This is a genomic window from Plantibacter sp. MCCC 1A11337, from assembly GCF_013349365.1.
Lineage (GTDB): Bacteria > Actinomycetota > Actinomycetes > Actinomycetales > Microbacteriaceae > Plantibacter > Plantibacter flavus_A.
Genome location: NZ_JABJWX010000004.1, coordinates 26,357 through 50,297, shown reverse-complemented (window position 1 = coordinate 50,297; position 23,941 = coordinate 26,357). Strand labels below are relative to the sequence as shown.

Annotated in this window: 21 protein-coding genes; 9 read left to right on the top strand and 12 right to left on the bottom strand. The window is 67.6% G+C overall.

Annotated features, from left to right (window positions below; all coding sequences use genetic code 11):
* Position 1: 1 nt before the first annotated feature.
* The 8 genes from HOW07_RS14935 to HOW07_RS14900 form a co-directional block, all read right to left on the bottom strand.
* Entirely contained in the window at positions 2 to 2,029 is a 2,028-nt protein-coding gene (locus HOW07_RS14935) for a hypothetical protein (RefSeq protein ID WP_175117706.1), read from the bottom strand.
* A gap of 40 nt (positions 2,030 to 2,069) precedes the next feature.
* On the bottom strand, positions 2,070 to 4,349 hold the full coding sequence (locus HOW07_RS14930; protein ID WP_175117705.1) for a hypothetical protein: 2,280 nt from the start codon (positions 4,347 to 4,349) through the stop codon (positions 2,070 to 2,072).
* Positions 4,349 to 4,819 (bottom strand): hypothetical protein, encoded by a 471-nt coding sequence (locus tag HOW07_RS14925; protein WP_175117704.1) that lies wholly within the window; start codon positions 4,817 to 4,819, stop codon positions 4,349 to 4,351. Before HOW07_RS14925 ends, HOW07_RS14930 begins: the two co-directional genes overlap by 1 nt.
* A gap of 109 nt (positions 4,820 to 4,928) precedes the next feature.
* Entirely contained in the window at positions 4,929 to 5,858 is a 930-nt protein-coding gene (locus HOW07_RS14920; RefSeq protein WP_175117703.1) for an NAD-dependent epimerase/dehydratase family protein, read from the bottom strand.
* Positions 5,851 to 7,089 carry a glycosyltransferase family 1 protein gene (locus tag HOW07_RS14915; RefSeq protein ID WP_175117702.1) on the bottom strand — a complete coding sequence of 413 codons (1,239 nt, stop codon included), beginning with the start codon at positions 7,087 to 7,089 and terminating at the stop codon, positions 5,851 to 5,853. Before HOW07_RS14915 ends, HOW07_RS14920 begins: the two co-directional genes overlap by 8 nt.
* A 17-nt stretch (positions 7,090 to 7,106) precedes the next feature.
* Positions 7,107 to 8,546 carry a glycosyltransferase gene (locus HOW07_RS14910; protein WP_175117701.1) on the bottom strand — a complete coding sequence of 480 codons (1,440 nt, stop codon included), beginning with the start codon at positions 8,544 to 8,546 and terminating at the stop codon, positions 7,107 to 7,109.
* A 2-nt stretch (positions 8,547 to 8,548) separates the two neighbouring features.
* A complete protein-coding gene (locus HOW07_RS14905) occupies positions 8,549 to 8,809 on the bottom strand; it encodes a hypothetical protein (RefSeq protein WP_175117700.1) in 261 nt (86 codons plus the stop codon).
* A gap of 80 nt (positions 8,810 to 8,889) precedes the next feature.
* Positions 8,890 to 9,825 (bottom strand): class I SAM-dependent methyltransferase, encoded by a 936-nt coding sequence (locus HOW07_RS14900; protein ID WP_175117699.1) that lies wholly within the window; start codon positions 9,823 to 9,825, stop codon positions 8,890 to 8,892.
* A gap of 112 nt (positions 9,826 to 9,937) precedes the next feature.
* Between HOW07_RS14900 and HOW07_RS14895 the strand changes: the two genes are divergently transcribed.
* The 4 genes from HOW07_RS14895 to HOW07_RS14880 all read left to right on the top strand — a co-directional run bounded on the left by HOW07_RS14895 (position 9,938) and on the right by HOW07_RS14880 (position 13,457).
* Positions 9,938 to 10,774, top strand: a complete 837-nt coding sequence (locus HOW07_RS14895) for an ABC transporter permease (protein ID WP_175117698.1) — start codon at positions 9,938 to 9,940, stop codon at positions 10,772 to 10,774.
* Complete coding sequence (locus tag HOW07_RS14890; protein WP_175117697.1) at positions 10,771 to 11,511, top strand: ABC transporter ATP-binding protein; 741 nt, start codon at positions 10,771 to 10,773, stop codon at positions 11,509 to 11,511. The genes HOW07_RS14895 and HOW07_RS14890 overlap by 4 nt, the downstream gene beginning before the upstream one ends.
* 63 nt (positions 11,512 to 11,574) lie before the next feature.
* A complete protein-coding gene (locus tag HOW07_RS14885) occupies positions 11,575 to 11,925 on the top strand; it encodes a hypothetical protein (RefSeq protein WP_175117696.1) in 351 nt (116 codons plus the stop codon).
* Entirely contained in the window at positions 11,922 to 13,457 is a 1,536-nt protein-coding gene (locus HOW07_RS14880) for a glycosyltransferase (RefSeq protein ID WP_175117695.1), read from the top strand. Before HOW07_RS14885 ends, HOW07_RS14880 begins: the two co-directional genes overlap by 4 nt.
* Here HOW07_RS14880 and HOW07_RS14875 read toward each other — a convergent pair.
* Positions 13,439 to 16,294, bottom strand: coding sequence for a hypothetical protein (locus HOW07_RS14875; RefSeq protein WP_175117694.1), 2,856 nt, complete (start codon positions 16,292 to 16,294; stop codon positions 13,439 to 13,441). The genes HOW07_RS14880 and HOW07_RS14875 overlap by 19 nt on opposite strands.
* 217 nt (positions 16,295 to 16,511) lie before the next feature.
* Between HOW07_RS14875 and HOW07_RS14870 the strand changes: the two genes are divergently transcribed.
* Positions 16,512 to 17,453 (top strand): glycosyltransferase family 2 protein, encoded by a 942-nt coding sequence (locus tag HOW07_RS14870; RefSeq protein WP_175117693.1) that lies wholly within the window; start codon positions 16,512 to 16,514, stop codon positions 17,451 to 17,453.
* A gap of 7 nt (positions 17,454 to 17,460) precedes the next feature.
* Here HOW07_RS14870 and HOW07_RS14865 read toward each other — a convergent pair whose 3' ends face one another.
* Positions 17,461 to 18,666, bottom strand: a complete 1,206-nt coding sequence (locus tag HOW07_RS14865) for a glycosyltransferase (RefSeq protein WP_175117692.1) — start codon at positions 18,664 to 18,666, stop codon at positions 17,461 to 17,463.
* A 45-nt stretch (positions 18,667 to 18,711) separates the two neighbouring features.
* On the opposite strand from HOW07_RS14865, the gene HOW07_RS14860 reads away from it, so the two are divergent.
* Positions 18,712 to 19,698, top strand: a complete 987-nt coding sequence (locus HOW07_RS14860) for a lysylphosphatidylglycerol synthase transmembrane domain-containing protein (RefSeq protein WP_175117691.1) — start codon at positions 18,712 to 18,714, stop codon at positions 19,696 to 19,698.
* Between the two features lie 30 nt (positions 19,699 to 19,728).
* On the opposite strand, the gene rfbA is transcribed toward HOW07_RS14860, so the two are convergent.
* Both rfbA and HOW07_RS14850 read right to left on the bottom strand, forming a co-directional pair.
* Complete coding sequence (rfbA, locus tag HOW07_RS14855) at positions 19,729 to 20,598, bottom strand: glucose-1-phosphate thymidylyltransferase RfbA (protein WP_175117690.1); 870 nt, start codon at positions 20,596 to 20,598, stop codon at positions 19,729 to 19,731.
* Positions 20,599 to 20,600: 2 nt separating this feature from the next.
* Positions 20,601 to 21,206 (bottom strand): dTDP-4-dehydrorhamnose 3,5-epimerase, encoded by a 606-nt coding sequence (locus tag HOW07_RS14850; protein WP_175117689.1) that lies wholly within the window; start codon positions 21,204 to 21,206, stop codon positions 20,601 to 20,603.
* Positions 21,207 to 21,306: 100 nt separating this feature from the next.
* Between HOW07_RS14850 and HOW07_RS14845 the strand changes: the two genes are divergently transcribed.
* Genes HOW07_RS14845 through HOW07_RS14835 form a run of 3 tightly spaced genes read left to right on the top strand, consistent with a single transcriptional unit; the run spans position 21,307 to position 23,881 of the window.
* The gene (locus HOW07_RS14845; RefSeq protein ID WP_175117688.1) at positions 21,307 to 21,900 is read left to right on the top strand and encodes a GtrA family protein; all 594 of its coding nucleotides are present in this window, start codon (positions 21,307 to 21,309) and stop codon (positions 21,898 to 21,900) included.
* Entirely contained in the window at positions 21,897 to 22,748 is an 852-nt protein-coding gene (gene rfbD, locus HOW07_RS14840) for a dTDP-4-dehydrorhamnose reductase (protein WP_217485354.1), read from the top strand. The genes HOW07_RS14845 and rfbD overlap by 4 nt, the downstream gene beginning before the upstream one ends.
* On the top strand, positions 22,745 to 23,881 hold the full coding sequence (locus tag HOW07_RS14835; RefSeq protein WP_079002852.1) for a glycosyltransferase family 1 protein: 1,137 nt from the start codon (positions 22,745 to 22,747) through the stop codon (positions 23,879 to 23,881). The genes rfbD and HOW07_RS14835 overlap by 4 nt, the downstream gene beginning before the upstream one ends.
* The last annotated feature ends 60 nt before the right edge of the window (positions 23,882 to 23,941 follow it).

Sequence of the window (23,941 nt, the reverse complement as noted above, 5' to 3'; positions counted from 1 at the left end):
CTCAGTCAGAACCCGGGACGACCTCGAAGATGTAGAAGGTCGACGGGCCCTGGTGCACCGTCCGCATGAGCTGCACACACGGCTGCTCGATGAGGAACTCCGACAGGACGTAGCTGACGTGTTCCTGCGCGAACGAATTGCAGGAGTCGAAGGTCAGACGGATCTGATCGTCGGTCGGGTTGAACGGTGACGGCGGGCCTTCGCCGACGCCCCAGCTGACGTTGCCGAGCCGGTTCCACGCGTTCTCGGAGGCGCGAGTCGGGTCGATCATCCGCCACATCTCCGTGGGAGGGAAACTCTGCACGCCGTTGAAGGAGGTCAGGCCCGATTGCACGAGGGTGACCCCCAGCAGACCGGAGTTCCCGGCGCCGACCCAGGCCCCCGGACGCGCAGCGTCGATCTCCTTCATCGTCTTCACGAGGGTCGTACCGTTCAGGTCGTAGACACCGACGTAGACGGGATTCGCGTTCCCGCCGACGAGCAGTGACACCAGCGCGAACGCCGCCGCGCCGACCGCCACCGGACCACGCACGAACCACCAGACCGCGGCGACGGACAGGAGGACGATCCCGATCCAGAGCGTCCCGGCGGTCAGGATGTTGTCGTACCGGAGCACGTACCACGCGATGGCCGCGGTCGTCGCAGCGGCGAGCCCGGTCGTCGACACCGGCACCCAGAGCGGCAGCCGTCGTTCCCCGGCCCGCCGACGTTCGTCGAGTCGCACGATGAGCAGGACCGTCAACACCATGGCGATCATGCCGACAGCGAGGCGGATCCGACTCACGGGAGAGCGGTCGAGCAAGAGGAGGTGCGCTATCGCGTCCCATCCGGGCACGAACATGAATGCCGCGATGAGGACGAGGAGGATGAGCATGGAGGCTGACGCCCAATCGAGCGGCAGCTTCCGACGGACCTGACCGATGATGAGCCACAGGATGGGCAGCGCGAGGAACACACCGGCCAGGATGAAGGTCGATGCTTCCGAGGCGTTCATGCCGAAGGGCACCCCTTCGGCCTCGCCGAGCCAGCGTGTGAAGGGCCCGGAGAACAGGGAGAGGAGCTCTTTGGGACCGGCGACCCCGGTGCTCTGGAGCCGCTCGCCCGGATAGACCGTCGACGTGAACCCTTGAATGGTGCTCCAACGGGTGGCGACCCAGAGTCCGAGGACACCGGCAGCCCCGGCACCAGCGACGAAGATCGGCCACAGCGACCGCAAGCGGCCTCCGACACCGGAGATCGAGGAGCTGCTCCTCGTCACGACGAACCCGATGCAGAAGGCGAGGGCGACCAGTGTCGCCGGGATGATGAACGGGACGTAGACGCCCATCCCGACCGGTACGGCGGTGTATCCGACGAGCAGCGGGAGGACGATCCTCGGGAGTAGTCGGCGTGTCCGGAGAAGCCAGACGACCGCGGCCATCAGGAGGAACGCCCAGGCCACAGGCCAGAAGGTGATGGGGAGATACCACCACTGGAAGAACGGCGCGAAGAAGAAACCGACCGACAACAGGACGGAGGTCACCGGCCGACGCGGCAGGAGCGTGATGGCGAACAGGTAGACCGCAGCGAGCATGGCGAACGCGGGGAGCCACCACCGGACGGCCATCGCGTTGTCCAGCGGGAGGACGCTGAACCCCAGCAGGTGGGGCCGGAACGCCATCGACCAGTCGGCGCTCGGAAGATCGTTCTGCACGGTGGAGTCCATGCCACCGGGGAAGTTCTCGTTCACGACCGGGAGGCCCTGCTCCACTTGCGAGATGACCCACGAGGTCTGAACAGACCACTCATCGCTTCTGATGTTCCGCGGCTCACCGGCCAGGAGGTTCGGATCAGCCGCAGAGTTCACCGACTGGTTGAGGATGCCGCTCGAACTCCCGGTGATACCCGCTGCGACGAGCGCGATGAAGACGACGAGGAGCGCGATGAGCGGCACCATGAGCGTCCGTCGGTTCGGCAGCCCCTCGGTCGTGGGCTCCACAGCGTCGGCGAAGCGCCGTTGCCAGGTACGGATGACGGTCGGGGCACGCATTCTCCCCACCCTACCGGGGACGCGACCCGGCAGCTGCCGGCTACGCGTTCGGGCCGACCGGGAACTGATCCGACAGTGTGTACGGCACGTCCAACCAAGCACCGACGACGCCTCCGAGCTCCGCGAACCGAGCCATCGAGGAGATACCGCGTTTGGTGCCTCCCTCGAGCAGGTAGATCGTGCCGTTCGGCGTTCGGATGAACTTGCCCGCGTCGATACCCGGAGTCAGGAGAGCGCACGTGATGGGCGACAACGCCGTGAACCGGATGGGGTACAGACTCTTCAGGGAGGGGTCGAGCTTGTGGATCGTCCCGGCGGCTGCAAGGTAGTCCTGACCGTTGCAGGTGATCCCGAAGCCGAGCGGTGCCGGGTCGACGGTGTATGCGTCGAGGTGGGCCTGAGCGACGAACGAGGTCCCGGTGAAGCCGAGCGCCGTGGTGTAGTCGAAGCTCGAGACCGGAACGCGGTTCTGGGCGCCGTCGATGAGGTACACCGTGTTCGAGCTCTCGGTGCGTACCAAGGAGCCCGGGGTCAGAACTGGTGCGCCTGGGGCCAGTTGACCGATGACCGGTGGCGGCAGCGTGATGATGGACGGGTTGGCGTTGTTCACCATCGCGACCAGTGCGTTCCACGAGGTGTACGTTCGCAACTTCCCACCGGTCAACAGGTAGACGGCGGACGTCGCCCCCTTGACGTTGGCCCCGTCTCCGATCGTGCCCAGCGCCGGATAGCTGTCGATGAAGGACTGGGTGGCGGGAACCGTCGCGAGGGCCGGACCGCCCTGCCAGGAGTAGCGTCCGGCCGCCGTCACGATCTGCGGCGTCGACGTGGCGGTCGACACGACCGCACCGGTGAACGCACCGCCCGCTCCGAGCTTCGCGACGTTCCGCGGCCAGAGAGCGCTTGCCGACCGGCCAGGGAGCCCCAGGGTGGGTGCCGTACCGGCTCCGATCGTGTAGCTCTTCCCGCTCACGACGTAGTTGTACACGCCTTGCCCTCGGGAGTTCAGATAGATCGAGTCGCGTACGATCGGCGCACCGTCCGGAAGATTGGCGATGCCGTCCTCGGTGAGCACGATGATCGGCGCGGGGATCCCCGCCGCTGCCTGCGCGGTCGCATCCGAGATCTCGCGCTTCGTGCCGAGCGTGACGTAATACCGAGCCCCTGCGGTGGTCGCGAAGACCGGAGTGACCACGGCGGCGGAACTCACGAAGAGGGACGTCTGCGCATCCGTCAACTGGGTGTAGCCACCCGCATTGCACGAACCGCCGTAGTCGACGACCATCCCGCAGCTCGAGAACCCGACCTTGATCCCGGCATCGATGAAGTAGATGCCGCCACTGGCCGAGCGGATGATCCGCGTGGCATTGCCCGCCGTCGGATACCGGTCGAGCGTGGACCGGGAGACCGTCGCGATCCCACCGAGGGACGAGTAGGCGGCGAGCGTGGTGGTGTCGGTGATGTAGTACTTCTGGGTGTCGGTGACGACGTAGATCGCTGCGGAGTCGGCCGTCTTCATGAGGCTGGATCCGCCGGTCGTCGACCCGTACCAGTCGGTGTAGAGCCGCCAGAAGTTCCGGTTCCCGTAGGCGCCGCACGCATCGCCGGTGCCGTACAGGTTGGCGAGCGCGGAGGCGTTGGGTTGGTACGGCGTGTAGTTGTACAAGCCGGCCGTCGCGGCGTTCTGGATGAAGACGTTACTCGACCCGCAGGCAGCGTTCGGATTGAACCGGACCGCGTTCACCCGGCCAGCGACGTGGTTCCACCGCGTCGGGTTGGCCTGGTAGTTCTTGAACTGCAGCGCCGCGGCGTAGACCTGGTTGAAGAACCCGTAGTAGTTCGTGTCGCAGTCCGCGGTGTCCGGGCATCCATAGCCCATCGCGCTCCGGTACTGCCGAGCGGATGGCCAGTCATCGGTGATGAGGCTCTGTTCCTTCTCGAGCATGACGATGAGGACCTTCTGGCTGATCCCGCACGCCGCACCGACCTTGGCGATGATCGTCGCGGCCGACTCGAGCGCTGATCCTGCGTAGGCCGCACAGCGTCCTGCGACGGCGGCGCGACTCGGTGTCGCCTGCCCGTAGTCCTTCAGACAGGTGTAGCCCGAACGACACGACGGGCGTGCTGAGTTGAGGAACCCCTGCACCTGCCCGGCCGTCATCGCTCCACCGTCGTAGAACAGGGCGTCACTGATGATGTTGCCCGCCTGGAAGTCGCTCGCGACTGCCGCCGAGGCGGGCTGTGCGACCACCGGCGCGACGGTGAAGAGACCGGCGAGGAGCGCGATCGAGGCCAGGACAGCTGGAATCCGTAAACGCATCACGGCACCTCCACAGTGAGAGCAGACGAAGTGAGAGTGCCGGCGGCGGCCGACGTGTAGCTGAGGGTGACCGACCAGGTCCCCGACGGGAGTTGCGCGATCGGGACCGACACCGTACCGCAGCTCGTCGTGCTCGAGTCCGCGATCCCTTCGGAGGCGACGGAGACCGGTTCACCCAGACCGGTGAAAGTAAAGGTGCAGGCCCCACCGTTCTCCAGGAGCCCCTGGACGTAGCCGGCGGCGGAGACCTGTGTGCCGTCGACATCGACGCCGGCAAAGCTCATGACGGCGTCCGCCGGGTCCGGTTCAGGTGTCGCGTCACCCTTGTCCGTCGGCTCGACGCCAGGCGCGATGCTGGTCGATGAACCCGTCGGATCGGGAGCGTCGTCACCGAACGTGCAGCCGGCGAGCCCGAGGGCGACGAGCGCCACTGCGACGGCGGCGGCTCCCCCTGACATCCGTGTCGGCATGGTCTTCCTCGTTCCTCGACAGCGACTACCCCCGTTCAGGGTAGCGGTACCGTCGACACCACCGCGACACCTGGGCGGTATCGGTGCGGCGACGGGCACGACGAGGGGATCAGTCACGCAACGAGATGAGCAGCTCCTCGTAGGTGGCGCGGACGCCGTCGTCGAGGTCGACGATCGACGGTGTTCCGAACTCCTCGGTGTACCGGCTCACATCGAGCACGACCCGGTCGACGAACGTCGGCGGCGCCGGTCGGTCCTCGATCGGGAAGTCGATGCCCGTGACCCGACGGAGCGAGTCGAAGACCTCGTTGATCGAATAGCCCGCCCCGCTGCCGATGTTGTAGAGGTCGTGTCGGCGATCACGGCCGACGATCGCGGTGATCATGCGAACCGCGTCCTCGACGTAGATGTAGTCACGGACCATCGAGCCGTCGCCGAGCCGGACCGTGGTCTCCCCCATGGCGACCTGCCGCAACGCGATCGGGATGAGACCCTGTTTCTTGTGCGGGTGCTGCCTGGTGCCGTACGGGTTGGAGATCCGCAGGCTCGTGGAGTCGAGCCCGTGCATGGTCCGGAAGTAGTGCAGGTAGTGCTCGATCGTCAGCTTGCCGATGCCGTACGGCGAAACCGGGAGTGCGCGGTCGGTCTCGCCGTAGCTCTCCTTGCCCTGCGGCCCGTAGATCGCCCCACCCGTCGACGCGAAGTAGAAGTGCCCCACGCCGGCGGCCGCAGACGATTCGAGCAGTTCCACCGTCTGCGCGACGTTCGTCCGGATGTCGAGCGTCGGATCCGCCTCGGCGGTCGCGGGATTCGTCGTCGACAGGAAGTGGAAGACGTGGTCTTTCCCGCGAACAGCGGAGTCGAGGTCGGTGCGACTCAGGAACTCTCCACGCAACAGCTCGACACCGGAGGAGCGGTAGCTCGGCTCCCCGCTGCTGAAGCGGTCGAACGCGGAGACGTCGTGTCCATCGGCGACCAGGGCGTCCACCAGGTGGGACCCGATGAAGCCGTTGGCGCCGATGACGAGTGCTTTAGCCACGCATTGCCCGTTCGAACGCCTCGACGAACTGGCGGCCGCTGTCCTGCCAGGTCGTGTTCTCGAGCGACTCCGACATCGCGATGGATCGCGCGACCGCGTCGGGACGATCGACGACCTCCACGAGTCGCTTCGCGATCGCGCCGGGCGCGGGCTGTACGTATTCGATGAACGGGTTGTCCGAGACCAGACGGTTGTTCGGGGCGTCGTTGACCACCGGGGCGACGCCGCTCGCCATCAGTTCCAGCGGGAGGAGCGACATGTTCGAGAGCGACAGGACCAGGCCGGCGGCGCATCGGTTGTAGATGGCGTTCAACTCGGAGATCTCGAGGCCGGAGAGGTTGTTGTACTCGAACGGGATGTCCCAGTCCGAGACGTCCCATCCGGCCATGTTGATGATGTACTCCGGCCGCTGCTTGGCGAACTCGGTCAGCGCGATGACACCGAGCTCGAAGGCGCGGCGTGGCGTGACCGGGCGTGCGTAGAAGAAGATCTCCTTGCGCGGTTCGCGGTTCGTCACGGAGTAGTACTTCCGCTCGACGGAGAAGTCGAAGTGATCGGTCGGCATGCCGTATTCGTCATGCAGCTTCGTCGAGAGCCAGCCGCCGGCGGTGATGCCGTGGAAGCCGAACTTGTAGGTGTTCTCGGCCAGGATCGCCTCGGTCCCGGCAGCGTAGAACGAGGGTTCGAAGTCCTGGACGAAGTAGAACCGCCTCGCGTTCGAGGGATCGGTGTACGCGGGGTAGGCGGTCTCCCACCCGGTGGCGAACAGCGCATCGTGCCCGGGGCCGACGCCGCGCTTCGGATCGTAGTTGTGGAAACTCGCCTTGACGTCCGGGTAGGCGTGCGACTGCGTGAGCATCCGACGCATGTCGCGTACATCGACCACGACCCCGATGCTGTTGTAGAAGTGGATGCTGCAGGTGTGACCGGCCTGCTCGGCGAAGTCGATGAACCGGAAGAGGTTCTGGTGACCGCCGCTGGTGGCACTCGGGGGCGACATGATCCACGCGATGTGCGACTTCCGGTCGGTGACGACGACGGGATCCAGCAGCTGCGGGCCGGGCTCGGTCCAGTCGACGGCGATGGCGTCGTCGATGATGACCGGCAGGTAGATCGTCTTGCCCTTGACCCGGGCGCGCAGGTTCATCTGCACGCGACGGACGAAATGCCGTGGACCCTCGTGCCGGAGCACATGGAGGCTGACCTTGAGGTAACGCAGGAGGGATCTCATGATTCTTTCTCTGTCACCTAGACAGGGTACGGCCAGTAGCCGGGCTGGTGCATGCGGTGCTCCCAGCGACCCCACGCGGTCGCGACCTCGTAGTGTCGGACACGGGCATCGCGGGTCTTCGATTCGTAGTGGTAGAGCTCGGCGTGCGGCGTCCAGAGGATGTCGTACCCCTGCTGCAACACCTTGAGGCACAGGTCGACGTCGTTGAACGCACCGGGGAGAAGCGTGGTCATGCCCCCGACCTCGAGATACACGGAGCGCCGCATCATGGCGCACGCCGCGGTGATCCCCACCACCTCGCGCTCGACCCGATAGCCGTCGGTCGGCCCGGCGGTGCCCCGCGGAAGGTTCATTCCGACGTGGATGGTGTCGCCGCGCCAATAATGGTGACCGGCGTGCTGGATGGTGTCGTCCTCGTAGTAGAGCATGCAGCCGGACATCCCGGCGTTCGGCAACTGGGCGAGCGCGAGCATGGCCTCGAGCCAGTCAGGCGTGAGCACGCGGACGTCGTCGTTCAGGATCAGGACGTACTCGCCGACGGCGTTGAGGACACCGAGGTTGATCTTGCCCGAGAAGTTGAAGGACTCGGTCCAGGTGACGAGGTGCAGTCGGTCGCCGGCGAGCTCCGCGATACGCTCGATGACCCCGGCATCCGCCACGTCGTCGACGACGACGACGAACTCGTAGTTCCCGTAGGTGCTCCGCTCGACGATGCTCTCGATCGCGTCGACGAGGTAACTGCGCGTCGACCCGGGGAGGTGTTGACCACGCGTCGGGATGACGATCGAGATGAGCGGTTCGCCCTGCACGGGGCGCACGGTGTCGTGCACACCGTCACGTCCGATGGAGCGGACGGTCCCGCCTCCGGTGGCGCTGAGGTGTTCCTCCAGAGCGCGACGCGCGGGCTCCACGCCGGACTCGTCGAGGGCGCCGAGCTTCGCCTCCGCGTCGACGACGACCGCGGGGGTCGCCAGATGACGGATGGACAGCCCCGCACGTGTGGCGCGCAGCGCCAGGTCGTAGGCGGTCGCGTCGGCGAACCCCTCGCGCGGACCTCCCAGCCGACGGAGGGACTCGGTCCGGAAGACGACGAGGTCGCCCCAGAAGTACTGGTTCCGGAGGCGTTCCGGTGCCGGGTCCGGCTTCAGGACGTCGGAACGGCCGGCCTCGGTGACGAAGGCCTCGTCCGTGTATAGGACCTCGGTGTCGGGATGGGCGACGAAGGTCTTGGCGATGTCGGCGGCGGCACCGGGAGCGAACACGAGCGGCCGGGAGACGACGGCGACCAACGGCGTCGACACGAGATCGATCGCGGCTCCGACGACCGCGGCATCGTCCGATTCGAGGGCGACGGTCTCACCGGCGTCGGCCGGGAACGAATCGCGGAGGCGGGCGAGGGCACCGTCGGGCAACCCTGCGGCCAGGACGGTCAGGGTTTCGGGCGCGACAGCTGACACCGTCAGCTCCGGCCTCGCGACACGATCCGGAGCGGAGCGAGTACGGCACGCCCGGCCTTCCAGGTTCGCGTCGTGTGGAGGGCCGCGACCTGCTGCCGAAGCCCCTCGTTCTCGCGCTCCAAAGCCTCGAACTGCTCGCGCGTTGGGTTGTTGTAGACGGAGACCCGCGCGAGTTCGGCTTCGAGACCGAGGATGCGGTCGACGAGTTCGAGCACGCGACGCTCCTCGACGATCCGTTCAGGTGTCGGACGGTCAGCTGACATGGTGATGGGCCTCGCTCTGCGTCTGCCGGATGAACTGGTCGAGTGTAACACCGGGGCTCCGAGGGGCCCTCTGGGCGCACTCAGGAACGTCTGAGGCCCTGTACCACTCGGCGGAGCGGGGCCGTCACCCGCCAGGACGTGCTGTGGAGGACGGCCGCCCGATCGCGCTCGGCCCGTGCGACGAGGTCCTCGGCGACCGCGAGTCGAGCCTCGGCCTCGGTGACCGCCTCGGCCGCCAGGTGGAGACGGTTGCGGTAGTCGAGGTCCTCCTCGTATCGGACCGCCACCGCACGGCCGAGGTGGTGGTAGTCGGCTCGCACGCGCTCCGCGTCCGTGCGTGCAGCACGGAAGAACGCGCTCACCGACTCCGGCAGTTCGTCACCGACGCCGATGACCCCGAGTCCGTGGCCGTGCTCGAACTGGAAGCTCGTGTCGGGGAACCGCTCGACGAGTTCCGCCCACAGTCGGTGGACCCCGAAGCCGTTCTCGAACTCGAAGGTGTCGTGGAACATGACGACGCCGCGACTCGACAACTTCGGTGCGTACGTCTCCCAGTCCTCCACCGCGTCCTCATAACCGTGCCGACCGTCGATGTGCAGGAGGTCGACCGATCCGTCCGGGATGTGGTCGGCGCTGTCGCTGAAGTAACCACGGAGCAGTGTCGCGACCTCTGCGTACTCCTCGTCACGGATGGTCCGGACGGACTGGTACACGTCCTCCCCGTAGAAGCCCGCCTGGTCGTCCCCCTCCCAACTGTCCAGGGCGGTGCAGGCCGTTCCGAGGCCGAGGCGCGTCACCGCATCGCAGACGGTGAAGAAGGAGAAGCCGTTGTGCGTCCCGAGTTCGACATAGCTGGCGGGGCGCAAAGCGTCCACGATCCAGAAGGCGAACGGCGCGTGCTCCAACCAGGCGGACTGGACGATGTGGTTCGGCATCCAGTAGGAGGCCGGGCTGATCCACGGGGACCCGATCACCGGGTCTCCGACGACGGGTCGGGTTTCGTCGGCATGGCTCATGAGGCTCCTTCTCGGGGTGGGTCGTGCCGTCGGCGCGATGTCCAGGAAAGCTAAGGTAGATTGACGTGGTTCACGTCGTCGAATCATCTCCCGAATGCACAATCGAGGCTCAATGCAGTATCTCAGGGATCTGGCTTCCGCCAGGGAACTCCTGGCGAATCTCACCCTCCGAGACATCCGCGGGCAGTACAAGCGGACCATCTTCGGACGACTGTGGTCACTCGCCAGCCCGCTCGCCTCGATGCTCGTGTACACCTTCGTGTTCGCCTTCATCTTCCGCGTCCAGCCGAGCCCCGGCGACCCCAGCGGGGTCAACGTCTTCGCCATCTGGCTCCTGTGCGGACTACTGCCGTGGACCTTCTTCTCCACGGCCCTCAGCACGAGCATGGGTTCGATCGTCGGTGGCGCAGGGCTCATCACCAAGGTCTACTTCCCGCGGATGGTGCTCCCGATCTCGTCGGTGCTGACGGTCGGGTACAACTGGCTGTTCGAGATGGCCGTCCTGACCATCGCACTCCTCATCGTCGGATCGTTCGTCCTTCCCTGGCTTCCCCTCGTCGTCCTGATGATGGCGTTGCTCGCCGTGTTCGCCACCGGCGTGGGTCTCATCCTCGCCGTGGCGAACGTCTACTTCCGGGACACGCAATACCTGTTGGGCATCGTGCTGCAGATCTGGATGTACCTCACGCCGATCGTGTACCCGTCCACCCTGGTCAGCGATGCGTCGAAGAACGTCGGAGGGCTGTTCGGAACACCGATCACCGTTTGGGACGTCTACGAGCTGAACCCGATGCTGCACTTCGTCGACGTGTTCAGGAACCTCATGTACGACAACCGTTTCCCCGACCCTGCCGACGTCCTCGCATGCGTGGCCTGGGCCGTCGTCGCCCTCTTGGTCGGCATGTGGGTGTTCGCACGGAAAGAGAAGAGACTGGCGGAGATCCTATGACCGACATCGCAGTCCACGTCGACGACGTGAGCAAGAAGTTCCGCCTGTACCACGAGCGGAACCAGAGCCTGAAGTCGGCGATCATGCGTCGCAAGATCTCCGTGCACGAGGACTTCTGGGCCCTCCGCGACATCAGCTTCGACGTCCCGACCGGCTCGACGTTCGGCCTCATCGGCAGCAACGGTTCGGGCAAGTCGACCCTGTTGAAGTGCCTGGCCAAGATCCTCTACCCGGAGACCGGCACCATCACCGCCAACGGCAAGGTCGCCGCGCTCCTCGAGGTGGGTTCCGGGTTCCACCCGGAACTCTCCGGACGCGAGAACGTCTTCCTGAACGGTTCCATCCTCGGCATGAGCCGCAAGGAGATCCAGGGCAAGTTCGACGAGATCGTCTCCTTCTCGGGCGTCGAGCAGTTCATCGACCAGCCCGTCAAGAACTACTCCTCGGGCATGTACGTGCGTCTGGGATTCGCAGTCGCGATCAACGTCGACCCGGACATCCTGGTCGTCGACGAGGTCCTGGCCGTCGGCGATGCGGAGTTCCAGCAGAAGTGCTTCCAGAAGTTCGAGGACTTCAAGGCTGCGGGCAAGACGGTCATCCTGGTGAGCCACTCCATGGGCTCCGTGAAGTCCATGTGCGACCACGCCGCTTGGATCAACAAGGGGAACTTGGAACTCGTCGGCGAGGCGGATTCCGTGATCGCGGCGTACGAACAGTCCTACCCCCACCAGCCCTAGGCGGCCAGCCAGTACGGACGCCCCTCGGGTACGCTACGGGTGTCCCCCGAAGAAAGGACCCCGATGTCGACGGCAACCGAGCATCGCCCGTCCGGAGCTGACTCCGACACCCTCGCCCACGTGATCCTCCAGCTCCGAGACGAGCTGATCGCCCAGGCCGGCCATACGGCCGCGCTGCAGGCCGCCCTGGATCGCGAACACGAGACGCGGATCGCGGGCGAGGCGAGCGCCGCGTTGGAACTCGAGCAACTCCGCCGCCGTCATGCGGAGGACCTCGCGGCCGTCGAGGCAGCCGGTGTCCAGGCGTTGTCCGATCTCAGCCATCAGTTCACCGGATCCGCCACCTGGGGTGCGGGTAAAGCGCTGCTGGCGCCGGCCCGACTCGTCAAACGACTCGGCAACCGCGCCCGATGACCGAGGCTCACGCAGACCTCCGTCCGTTGATCTCCTTCATCGTCGTCGAGGGCGACGCCGCGCCTGGCGCGCTCGACGCGACGCTCGAATCCCTCGCCGCTCAGCTCTCGAGCGATTGGGAGGTGCTCGTCGTCGGCGCCGCAGAGGGCCCCGCCTCGGACGACCCCCGCGTCCGCTCGCTGTGGAGCGAGCCGGGGGCCACCGCGATCGCATCGATGAACCTCGGTCTGCGTGCCGCGACCGGGTCGTTCGTCGCGCTCGTCCGACCGGGCGACTCGCTCCGTGATGACGCGGTCGTGCGGATCGCCGCGGCCCTCGCATCCTGCCCGGACGCCGACTTCCTGTATTCCGACGAACACGTCCGGGTCGGCGACGACACGACCACCACCGAGTTCACCAAGCCGGAATGGTCTCCGGAGCGCCTCCTCGGTCAGCCCTACGCCCTCCGTCTCGCGGTCGTCTCCCGCTCCCTCGCCGACCGCATCGGCGGGTTCGAGGAGCGCTTCGAACAAGCGGCACCTCAGGACTTCGTGCTCCGCGCGACCGAGCAGGCCGGGCGGATCGTCCACGTTCCACACGCCGTGTACCGCGTGGCCGGCGGTGGACGCAGCCTCTCGGACACCACCGATCCGGTCGGCTGGGAGTTCGGCCGACAGTCGGTGCAGGCGGCACTGGATCGCCGCGGTATCGCCGCCTCCGCCGTGCTCGGTCCCCTACCGGGCACGTTCGGGGTGCATCGACACCCGGGCGACCCCCGCCACGTCAGTATCGTGATCCCGACCCGGGGCACCTCGGGCACGGTCTTCGGGTCGGAGCGCGTGTTCGTGCTGGAAGCCGTGCGATCGGTCCTGGCGGCGCAGACGATCCACCACCTCGAGGTCGTCATCGTGCACGACCTCGACACGCCGGGGCCGGTGCTCGACGCACTCGTCGGCCTCTCTCCCGATGCCGTCCGGCTCGTGCCCTTCGACGGACCGTTCAACTTCAGCCGGAAGTGCAACGTCGGTTTCCTGGCGTCGCACGGCGAGATCGTCGTCTTCCTCAACGACGACACCGAGCTCATCACCCCGGACGCGATCGACCGCCTGATCGCGCCGTTGCGCGAACCCGACGTCGGCATGACGGGCGCGAAACTCCGATACGAGGACGGGTCCCTGCAGCACGCGGGGCACCGGTACAACGACAACGAGTTCACCCACGCCTTCCTCACGGCGGCTGACGATGATCGCGGGTTCGGGGCCCTCCAGGTGAACCGTGAGGTGTCCGGCCTCACGGCGGCGTGTGTCGCCCTCCGGCGCGACGTCTTCGAAGAGGTCGGTGGATTCTTCGAGGGGCTTCCGATCAACTTCAACGACGTCGACCTGTCGCTCAAACTGCGGTCCGTCGGCTACCGACTCCTCTGGATGTCCGGAGTCGAGTTCTCGCACTTCGAGTCGAAGTCCCGGGCGCCCGAGTTCTCCCGGAACGAGGTCGAGATCCTGCTGGCGCGCTGGGTGGCGTTCGGTCGCGACCCCTACACGCCGGTCGTCTGACCGCCCACCCTCGGCTCCGCGTCGTTCTCGACCCCCACGTCGACCGGCCTGCGGACGCGACGGATGACGCGCGCTCCGATCCACCAGAGCAGCAGCAGGCCGACCGTCCCGAGGGAGACCGCCGCGCCTGCGGCGAGCCCTGGGGCACGGTAGACCAGTTCGACGGCGTGGTCTCCCGGCGGGACAGCGATCGCAGCGCCCGCGTGTTCTGCGTCGAGCAACGGCACGGACGTCCCGTCGATCGTCGCGGTCCATCCCGGCCGACGGAGTGAGTCGTCGAAGACGACCCAGCCGGCCTCGGTCCCGGACGTCTCGACGCGGATGTCCCCCGTGACCCCGGTGTCTTCGACCCGGGTGATGGCCGATTCCGCGGGGACGGCGTCATCGTCGGTAGCGGGCTCCGCCGTCCGAGGCGGGAGGTCGGACGGGTGTTCGAGCACCACGGTCGAACCGGGGAGGTCCGGGTCCGCGAGCATCGACACCCGTCGCTCCGGGTCCGACTCGACGATTGCGTCTGATGCCCATCGGACACGATGCAACGCATCGGCTCGCTCCAGGACGGTCGCATCGCCCGTGTGCACGACGTTCAGGCCGTCGTCGGCCGGAGCGGTCGTCGACATCGCCGGTACGGTCGGGTCACCAGCGGCCGCGAGGAGCGAGGACCGGCCTCGATCGATGGAGAAGACCGCATACCATGCCGTCCCCGCGGCGATCTCGTCGCCGTCGACGGCGATGTTCTGAGAGCCACTGAGCATCGGCTGCCAGGTCGAGGTCGACGCGATCGACTCCCCCGAGCTTGCATCGACGATGTCGGTCGTGAGCTCGACGTCGTCGACCGGAGCGACCGAGCCGTCGAACTGCACCGTCAGGGCACGCACGGGGCCCGTCCTGACTCCGGAACGGAGTGGCGCCGATCCGTCGAACTCGAGGCTCCCACCGCCGGCGAGTTCCTCGGTGACGACGCCGGGGACGGCGACCCCTGGCCCGAGGAGGGCGTACCGGACTCCGAGCCGGTCGAGGACCGACGAACGCAGTGAGGAGCCCAGCTGCGCCGACGGCAGGGTCGAGTAGGTGGGCGTGAGCAGCATGTCGGGGTCGATCTCGGTGAGGAGATCCTTCCACTGGGAGGTCTGATAAGCGTGACCGTCCACCGAGCGGAGTCCGTACATCGCGTTCGTGCCGGGGAAGCCCGCCTGATCGACGCTGACGTAGCGTTCATCGCCGAGGTGGTCCGCCAGGTAGTCGAGCGCCGGCGTAGCCGGGTACACGGTCGTCGTCGGCGAAACCGGCCACCAGGTGTCGGCGAGCGTGAGCGCCGGGGCAGCGACGAGCACCGGGACGACGACGAGCGCCGACAGCCGCAGTGGCCGCAGTCGCCCGAAGCGGGCGACGAGTACGGCGATGATCCCGACCGAGCCGATCCACGCGGCGGAGACGGAGGCGTCGCGGATATAGCTGCGGTACTCACTCGGCACGAGCGCAATGGCGTCGCGGAGGACCAAGACGCCGCCCACGAGGATCGCGAGGACCACCACGGTGGCCGACGCCCGACGGGCCCATCTGGTGCGTCGGGACTCGACCGGAGTCGTCGGGTCGACGCCCGAGGTCGGTGCGGTCGACGCCCCGTCGAGCAACCGCCCGCCGACGGCGGCGAACCCGAGCGCAGCCGCCACGGCCGCGAAGAACCCGAACATCACGCGCAGGCGCCCGATCGGGTTGTTCGAGAAGATCGGCAGGTGTTGGGCGGCAGCGAGGAGGGGGCCGCCGATGTAGATCAGGACACCGCACAGTGCGAGGCCGCCGACGAAGTACCACAGGACGGGGCGCCGCCCGCCCCGCGCTGGAACCAGGATGATCGCAGCGAGGACGAGCAGGACCGCCACGACGCCGACGTACGAGAGGCGCTCGATGGGCGATCCGTCGCCCCAGGTGGCGCCGCTCGCTTCGAACCCGACGAACTGCGCCACGACGGCGGAGGCCAGGTCAGTGACCTGCAGATGATCGGCCGGCGTCTGCTCTCTGACCGAGAAGTCGAGGACGCTCGATGCATTGATCGCGAAGGGGACGAGGGTGACGGCGGCGAGCAGACCGCCGAGGACGACCCCTGTCGCGCTCACGACCGCCGCGCGGATCAGTGCCCGCAGTGTGCGGTCGGCCACCAGCGAGCGCAGGACGACGTACGCTCCGCCCGCGTAGAGCGCATAGCCGACAACCGCCGGGAACCCTCCGAGGAACATCGCCGCAAGCGTGGCACCGACCGGCACCGCGTCTCGGAGACGCCTCGCCACCGCGGCGCGGTCCAGGGCCCAGAACAGCAGCGGGATGAACGCCGCCACGCGCGTCTGTGGCCAGTTCGTCCAGGCGATCATGAACCCCGAACTCACGAAGATGAGGCTGCCGATCGCCCATGCGGCGTTCGGAGCACCGAGCCGGCGGAGCAGGAGCGACATCCCGAGCGTCGAGACGGCGATCTCGATCAGCTTCGTCACGCCCGGTGCGTACTCCAACGGCACCACCCACCACGCGATCGAGATCGGCGAGTAGACACCGGAGTTGGGTAGCGCGCCGAGCTCCGTGCCGCCGCCGACCCAGGGATTCCACGCCGCGAACACTCCATCCTTCGCTGCCTGCACGATCGACCAGGCTTGCGGAGTGACGGTGTCGACCGTGTCGCCGATCATGCCGTTGGTCACAGCGAGGGAGTGACCGAACGCGGAGGTCCAGGGTGGGAGGACGCGGAGGACGTCGGTTCCGAGGAAGGTCCCACTCCCGATCAGTGGACCACCGATCGAGAGGAGGGTGAAGACGACGAGTGCTCCCCAGGCCACGATGGACACGGTCACTCGAAGCGACCGGATCAACAGGCTCCCGCGAGCGTCACGGTCGTCGTCTCGGTCCACGGCGGGAGCCGTACTCACATCGATCGTCCTGCTCCTTCACACCGGGTCGGCTCGGGTAGCCCCGTCAAGTATGCCAGGCACGCACGGTGGGCCCGGTTTCTCAGACCTCGGGGATAATGGGAGGGTTGTGTCCGCAGCCACCCGAGAAGGTCGTATGAAACTCATTGTTCAGATCCCCTGCCTGAACGAAGAGGAGACCCTGCCGTCGGTGCTGCAGTCCATCCCCACCGTCATCCCGGGAATCGACGAGATCGAGATCCTCGTCATCGACGACGGGTCGACCGATCGCACGGTCGAGATCGCCCGGGCGCACGGGGTGCACCACATCGTCCAGCACACCCGGAACATGGGTCTCGCGCGATCGTTCCGCGACGGCGTCGACTACGCGCTGCTGCACGGCGCCGACATCGTGGTGAACACCGACGGCGACAACCAGTACCCACAGGACCGGATCGGAGATCTCGTCCAGCCCATCCTCCGCGGTGACGCCGACATCGTCGTCGCCGACCGCCAGACCGCGCTGATCGAGCACTTCTCGCCGTTCAAGAAGTCCATGCAGCGCTTCGGCAGCTTCGTCGTGAACAAGGCGGCGGGCACCGACCTCCCCGACGCGGCGAGCGGCTTCCGGGCGTACTCGAAGTACTCACTGATCCGACTGAACGTCGTCACCCGCTTCAGCTATTGCATGGAGACGATCATCCAGGCAGGCTACAAGCGTCTCGCGATCACCAGCATCCCGGTCACGACTAACGCGAAGACCCGCGAGTCCAGGCTCTTCCGGAACATCGGCGAGCACATGTACCAATCCGGCGTCGCGATCACCCGCGCCTATCTCATGTATCGGCCATACGTCGTGTTCGCCGGTCTCGGAGCCCTCCTCGCTGTCGCCGGACTGATCCCGTTCCTGCGCTACGCGGTCCTCATGTGGATCGACGACGGCGGGAACCACCTGCAGTCGCTGCTCGTCGGTGCCACGCTGCTGATGGGATCGCTCCTCTCCTTCGCGATCGGGGTCGTGGCGGATCTCACCCGGATCAACCGGACCCTCAGCGAGGAGACACTGGACTACCTCAAGCTGCGACGCTACGGCGACTGAGGGCGGTTCACCGCGCGCGCTCGGCGAGCACCTCGTGCAGCACCGCCGAGTACCGAGCGCCCGCCGTCTCCAGGGAGTACTCGGTCGCCCGTTCCCGGGCGCCCCGCCGGAGGTGCGCACGGAGTGGAGCATCGGCGAGCAGTCGACCGAGCACCTCGGTCAGACGGTCTTCGTCGTCCGGTGGCACGATCAAACCGCTCACCCCGTCGACGACGGCCTCGTTCAGACCGGGGAGGTCGGAGACGACGATGCAGGCTCCGGCAGCGAACGCATCCAGGATGACCACCGGCAGGCCGTCCTGATCCCCCGAGGCGGACAGCACCGAGGGGAACACCACGACGTCGGCCCTCGCGAAGGCGGCATCGAGCGCGTCCCGATCCAGCTGGCCGTGGAACGTGACCGGAAGGCCCTCGGCCTGCACCTCGGACGCTCCGCGGAGTGGCCCGTCCCCTCCCACCTCGAGGGTCCAGGCAGGACTGGCCGGAAGCCCACGGAGTGCGCGGAGGAGCACGTGCAGCCCCTTCTTCTCCACGAGGCGCCCGACGAAGAGGATGCGTAGGGGGCGTTCGCCCTCCGGAAGCGGCACGATGTCGGGTCGCGAGTCGGCTCGCGCGTCGACCGCAGGCAGTCGGGTGCCCATCGGCAGCACCCTGGCGTGCTCAGCGGGGACCCCGAGCTCCACGGCTCGCGCCAACATGTCCCGGTTCATGACCGTCACCCGGTCCGCGTTCCCGAGTACCCAGCGCTTCACCCGGCGCATCGGCGCCGAATCGAGCGCGTAGATGTCGCCGCCCGGCGAGGTGAGGAGCTTCGGCACCCGAGCGGCGGCGACACGCGCGATGATCCCCTGCGGCACGATCCAGTGGACGTGGAGCACGTCGGGCTTGAATCGTCGCACCGCCCTGCGCGTCGCGACGAGCTGCCCGAGCAGGAAGAACGGCAGTTGCAGCCACCGCGTCCGGCGGGCGCGAAGGTTCTCGAGGATGGCGCCGTCCGCCAGATCCTCCCATCTCGTCGGGAAGAAGCGGTACCGCCGGACGAGGATCGGTCCGTCCTGCTCCTCGGCCGCGGAACCGGGCACCCTCGGCACGAGGGCGAGCACCTCGAACTGCTCCGCCTCCTCGATCGCGAGGTCGCGGACGAACGACGGCGTCCCGTCCTCAGGGACCGCCGGCCAGGTGGACGCCAGCACGAGGAGTCTGGGCTTCGGCATCGGGTGACTCCTTCACGGGTCGCTGCGGGATAATGGGCACATCCCATGAAGATCCTCACCAAGTATAGGAAGCCGCTCCAGGTCGGCTTCGCGGCCGTGGTCGTCGCCTGCATCGCCTGGACCGTGGTCGCGAATTGGTCCTCGTTCTCGACGAGCGTGGCACGGATGGACCCGTGGTGGCTCGTCGGATCCGCGATCGCCGGGTTCGCCGGGGTGGCGCTGTCGATGCTCGCGTGGCGCGCCATCGTGATCGCGTTCGGCCACCGCATCTCGGTCCGCGAAGCCGGTTACGTGGTCTTCGTCTCGCAGATCGGCAAGTACATCCCGGGCGGGGTCTGGCCGATCGTCGCCGGCAGCCAGCTCGGGCGTCGCGCAGGCCTGCCGACGGCCACGACGGTCGTGACGCTCACGGCACAACTGGGAGTCAGTCTCGTCACCGGCTCGACGCTGGCGGTCGGAGCGCTCTTCGGGTTCCCCGCGCTCCGGCAATACGCGCCGCTCCTGATCGCCCTCGTCGCCATCGGCGTGATCGCGCTGCTGCCCCCGGTGATGCGGCTCGTGCTGGGATGGATGTTCGCCCTGATGCGGCGGCGGGAGAAACTTCCGCAACTCCGCAGTCTGCCCCTCCTCTCCGCCGTCGGCTGGTCGCTGGCCAGCTGGGGCGCGTTCGGGCTCCACCTCTGGTGCATCGTGTCCGCACTGGGCACTGTCGACCCGACGGCGATCCTGCCGGCGGTCTTCGGCTACTCGCTCGCCTGGGTCGCCGGCTTCCTGGCGGTCATCGCTCCGGCGGGTGCGGGAGTCCGCGAGGCGATCCTGGCCCTGGTGCTCGCGAACACCGTCGCCGTCGGTTCGATCCTCGGTATCGTGCTCGTCAGCCGCTTCCTGCTCATCATCGTCGACGTCGCCGTCTGCGTGTACGCGGTCGTCCGAGGTCGTGTGACCGCGGTCGTCGTCCATCCGGAGTCGGCCGATGCAGCAGACCTGGACCCACCGGCGGACGCTGAAACGCCGACACCCGACCCACGCTGAGCGCAGGTCGGGTGCGGGGAGCGAACCGATTCAGCTCTGCTGTGCCAGCAGCGTCTGCAGGTACCGGCCGTAGCCGCTCTTCACCAGCGGCGCGGCGAGGGCGGCGAGCTGCTCATCGTCGATCCACCCGGCGCGCCAGGCGATCTCCTCGATGCAGCCCACCTTGAAGCCCTGGCGGTCCTCGATGACGCGCACGTACTCGGACGCCTGCATCATCGACTCGAAGGTGCCGGTGTCGAGCCAGGCGGTACCGCGGTCGAGCACCTGGACCTGCAGCGCGCCCTGCTCGAGGTAGCGCTCGTTGACCGTGGAGATCTCGAGCTCGCCTCGCGCAGAGGGCTCGATCGTCTTGGCGATCTGGACGATCGAGTTGTCGTAGAAGTAGAGCCCGGGAACCGCGTAGTTGCTCTTCGGCTTGGCCGGCTTCTCCTCGATGGAGAGCGCCTTGAAGTCGTCGTCGAACTCCACGACGCCGTAGGCCTTCGGGTCTGCCACCTGGTACGCGAAGATGAGCGCGCCGTCGATGTCGTTGTGGCTGCGGAGGGCCGAACCGAGGCCGGTGCCGTGGAAGATGTTGTCGCCCAGGACGAGGGCGACGCTCTCGTCGCCGATGAACTCCTCACCGATGATGAAGGCCTGTGCCAGGCCGTCGGGCGAGGGCTGCACCGCGTACTCGAGCCGGATGCCGAGGTCGTCACCGTTGCCGAGGAGCGCACGGAACTGCTCGTTGTATTCAGGGGTGGTGATGATGAGGATCTCCTTGATCCCCGCCATCATGAGCGTCGACAGGGGGTAGTAGATCATGGGCTTGTCGTAGATGGGCATGAGCTGCTTCGAGATGCCCTTGGTGATCGGCCAGAGCCGCGTGCCGGATCCACCGGCGAGAATGATGCCGCGCATCGTCAGTTCCCCTTCAAGGTCGCGTAGAACGCCCGGGCGTCGTCCCAGGTCGGCAGGAGGCCGGCGGCGGCCGCCTCGTCGAGGCCGGGGGCCTCGGTGTCCTTCGGTGAGAGCAGCGGGGTGCCTGCCTCCGGCGGGATGACGAGACCGACCCGCTCGTCGAGCGGGTTGATACCGTGCTCACGGTCGGGACGGTAGACGTCGGTCACGAGGTAGCTGACGGTGGCATCGTCGGTGAGCGCCACGAAGCAGTGACCGAGGCCCTCGGAGATGAAGATGGCCCTGCGGTCGGTGTCGTCGAGTAGCACCGAGTCCCACTGGCCGAAGGTCGGCGAACCCACACGGATGTCGATGACGTAGTCGAGGACGGCACCGCGCGTGGCGGTGACGTACTTCGCCTGCCCGATCGGGATGTCGGCGAAGTGGATGCCCCGGACCGAGCCGCGCTTCGACACCGACGTGTTGGACTGGGCCAGCTTGATGGACCGACCTGAGGCCTCTTCGAGCTTGTCGAAGCGGTACCACTCGAGGAAGACGCCTCGGTCGTCGCCGAACTGCTTCGGCGTGATCTCATAGCTGTCGGGGACGTTCAGTTCGCGGATCTGCACCCGGGGAGTCTACCAAGACGGTGCCCCGTGGCGGCATCCCGCGGCTCCGTTCCCGGCCGCCTCAGGCATAATCGAGTGTCCGCGCACAGAACGGCCCGCCATGATCCCCCAGCTCCGCCGCCTCTGGGACGGCGTCGCCGCGTACGCGGTGAAGTTCGGCGTCGTCGGACTCATCGGCTTCGGCCTCGACGTCCTCGTGTTCAACCTGCTGCGGGTCGGCGTCTTCGGGCATGACCACCTCGCCCAGTCCCCCATCGGCGCCAAGGTCATCAGCGTCTCGGTCGCGATCGTCTTCAATTGGATCGGCAACCGGTACTGGACCTTCCGCGAGCACCGCCGGAAGAACTTCATCCTGGAGCTCGGCGAATACGTGATCGTCTCCCTGGGCGGGATGGCCATCGCGGTCGGGTGCCTCTACATGAGCCACTACGTGCTCGGCTTCACCTCGCTGCTCGCCGACAACATCGCGTCGAACGTCATCGGACTGGGCCTCGGAACCCTCTTCCGCTTCTTCCTCTACCGGTTCTGGGTGTACGGGCACCACCGGGCGGACGGCCTGGCCAACCTCGCCCGTGTGGAGGAGGCCCAGCGGACCCTGTTCCAGGAGCCGCCGGCCGGCGCCGCCCGGTCAGCGACCTCCCCGACCGAGCCGGGTACGATGAACGGGCCACTCCCGAGAGGACCCCTATCTTGACGTACCTGATCACCGGCGCTTCCGGCATGCTCGGCCACGACCTGCAGGAGGCCCTGACGGGTCGCGAGGTCACCGCCCTCGGTCGCGCCGAGCTGGACGTGACCGACCTCGAGGCCGTCCGCGCCGCTGTCGCGGGTCACACCGCCGTCATCAACGCCGCCGCCTATACGAAGGTCGACGACGCCGAATCGCACGAGGCCGACGCAGCCGCCGTGAACGCTGTCGGCGCCCGCAACCTCGCGGTCGTCGCCCGGGAGGCCGGCGCGAAGCTCGTCCAGGTGTCCACCGACTACGTCTTCGACGGCTCCGCCACCTCGCCGTACCAGGAGGACCACCCGCTGGCCCCGATCAGCGCCTACGGCCGGACGAAAGCCGACGGGGAACGAGCCGTCCTCGCCGAGCACCCGAACGGCGGCTACATCGTCCGGACGGCCTGGCTGTACGGCAAGAACGGACCGAACTTCGCCGCGACCATGGCGAAGCTGGCTGCGAACGGCGTCGACCCGGCCGTCGTCACCGATCAGCTGGGGCAGCCCACATGGACCGCCGACCTCGCTGCGCAGATCGTCGCGCTGCTCGACGCCGACGCACCCGCCGGTGTCTACCACGGCACCAACGCCGGGCAGGCCTCCTGGTACGAGTTCGCCCAGGCGGTCTTCACGGCGGTCGGCGCGGATCCGGCACGGGTCTCCCCCACCGACAGCTCGGCCTTCGTCCGCCCCGCCCCGCGCCCCGCCTACTCGGTGCTCGGTCACGACGCCTGGTCCACCGCCGGTCTCGCCCCGATGCGTGACTGGCGGGAGGCCTTCGAGGCAGCGACGCAGCACGGCGTCGTCACGGCGCCGTGACCACCCTGCGCGTCGTCGTCGACCAGATCGTCGCGCCGGTCGCCGGTGGCGTCGGTCGATACTCCGAGGAACTCACCCGGGAGCTCATCGCGAGCGCCCCGGCGGGGTGCGACGTCGAGGGCATCGTCTCGGCGGTGCCGAAGGAGAAGATCGACCTCCTGGAGTCCAAGCTCCCCGGACTGGCGGCGCTGCATCGCACCACGCTGCCGCGTCGCGAGCTCAGTGCCGCCTGGCAGCTCGGCATCGTCGCACCCGGGACGGCGAACGGCATGGTGCACGCCCCGGGGCTCCTCGCCCCACTCAACCGCCACGATCGCATCAACGACGGCAACCAGATCGTCGTCACCATCCACGACACGCTCGCCTGGTCGCACCCCTCGTCACTGACGCCGATGTCGGTGGCCTGGCAGAAGGCGATGGTCAAGCGGGCGCGGAAGCACGCGGACGCCATCGTCGTCCCGACGCATGCGGTCGCCGACGAACTGCGCGACATCGTCGATCTCGGCGATCGTGTCCGGGTCATCGGCGGCGCGGCCGCGACGACACTCACCATCCCCACCGACGCAGACGGGCGCGCACGGACGCTCGACCTCCCGTCCGAATACCTCGTGTCGGTCGGTTCGCTCGACCCCCGCCGCGGGATCACGGAGCTCATCACCGGCCTCGGCCGCCCCGGCGCCCCCGACCTCCCGCTGCTCATCGTCGGCACCGACAGCTGGGGCGACGTCACCCTCGCCCAGGTGGCCGATGAAGCCGGCCTGCCGGAGGGGCGGGTGCGTGCACTCGGATTCCTCGACGACGCCGACCTCGCCGTCGTCCTCGACCGCGCGACCGCCTTCGTCTACCCGAGTCTCGCCGAAGGGTTCGGGCTCCCGCTCGTCGAGGCGTTCCGCTTCGGCACGCCCGTCATCCACTCCGACGTGCCGGCGCTCGTCGAGGTCGGCGGTGGAGCCGGCGTCGTGGTCGAGTCCGGAGCCAAGGGGTACGCCGATCGTCTCATCGCCACCATCAACGACGTCATCGGCGACAGCGAACGCCTCTCCCGCCTGCGCATCCTCGGCATGGACCGCGAGCAGGCCTTCAGCTGGCGCGATTCCGCAGAACGCGTCTGGCAGCTGCATGCGGAGATCTGAGCCGGCCGGAATGATGACGATCGGCGTCGATCCACACCGCTGAACCCGCCCGTTCGTAAC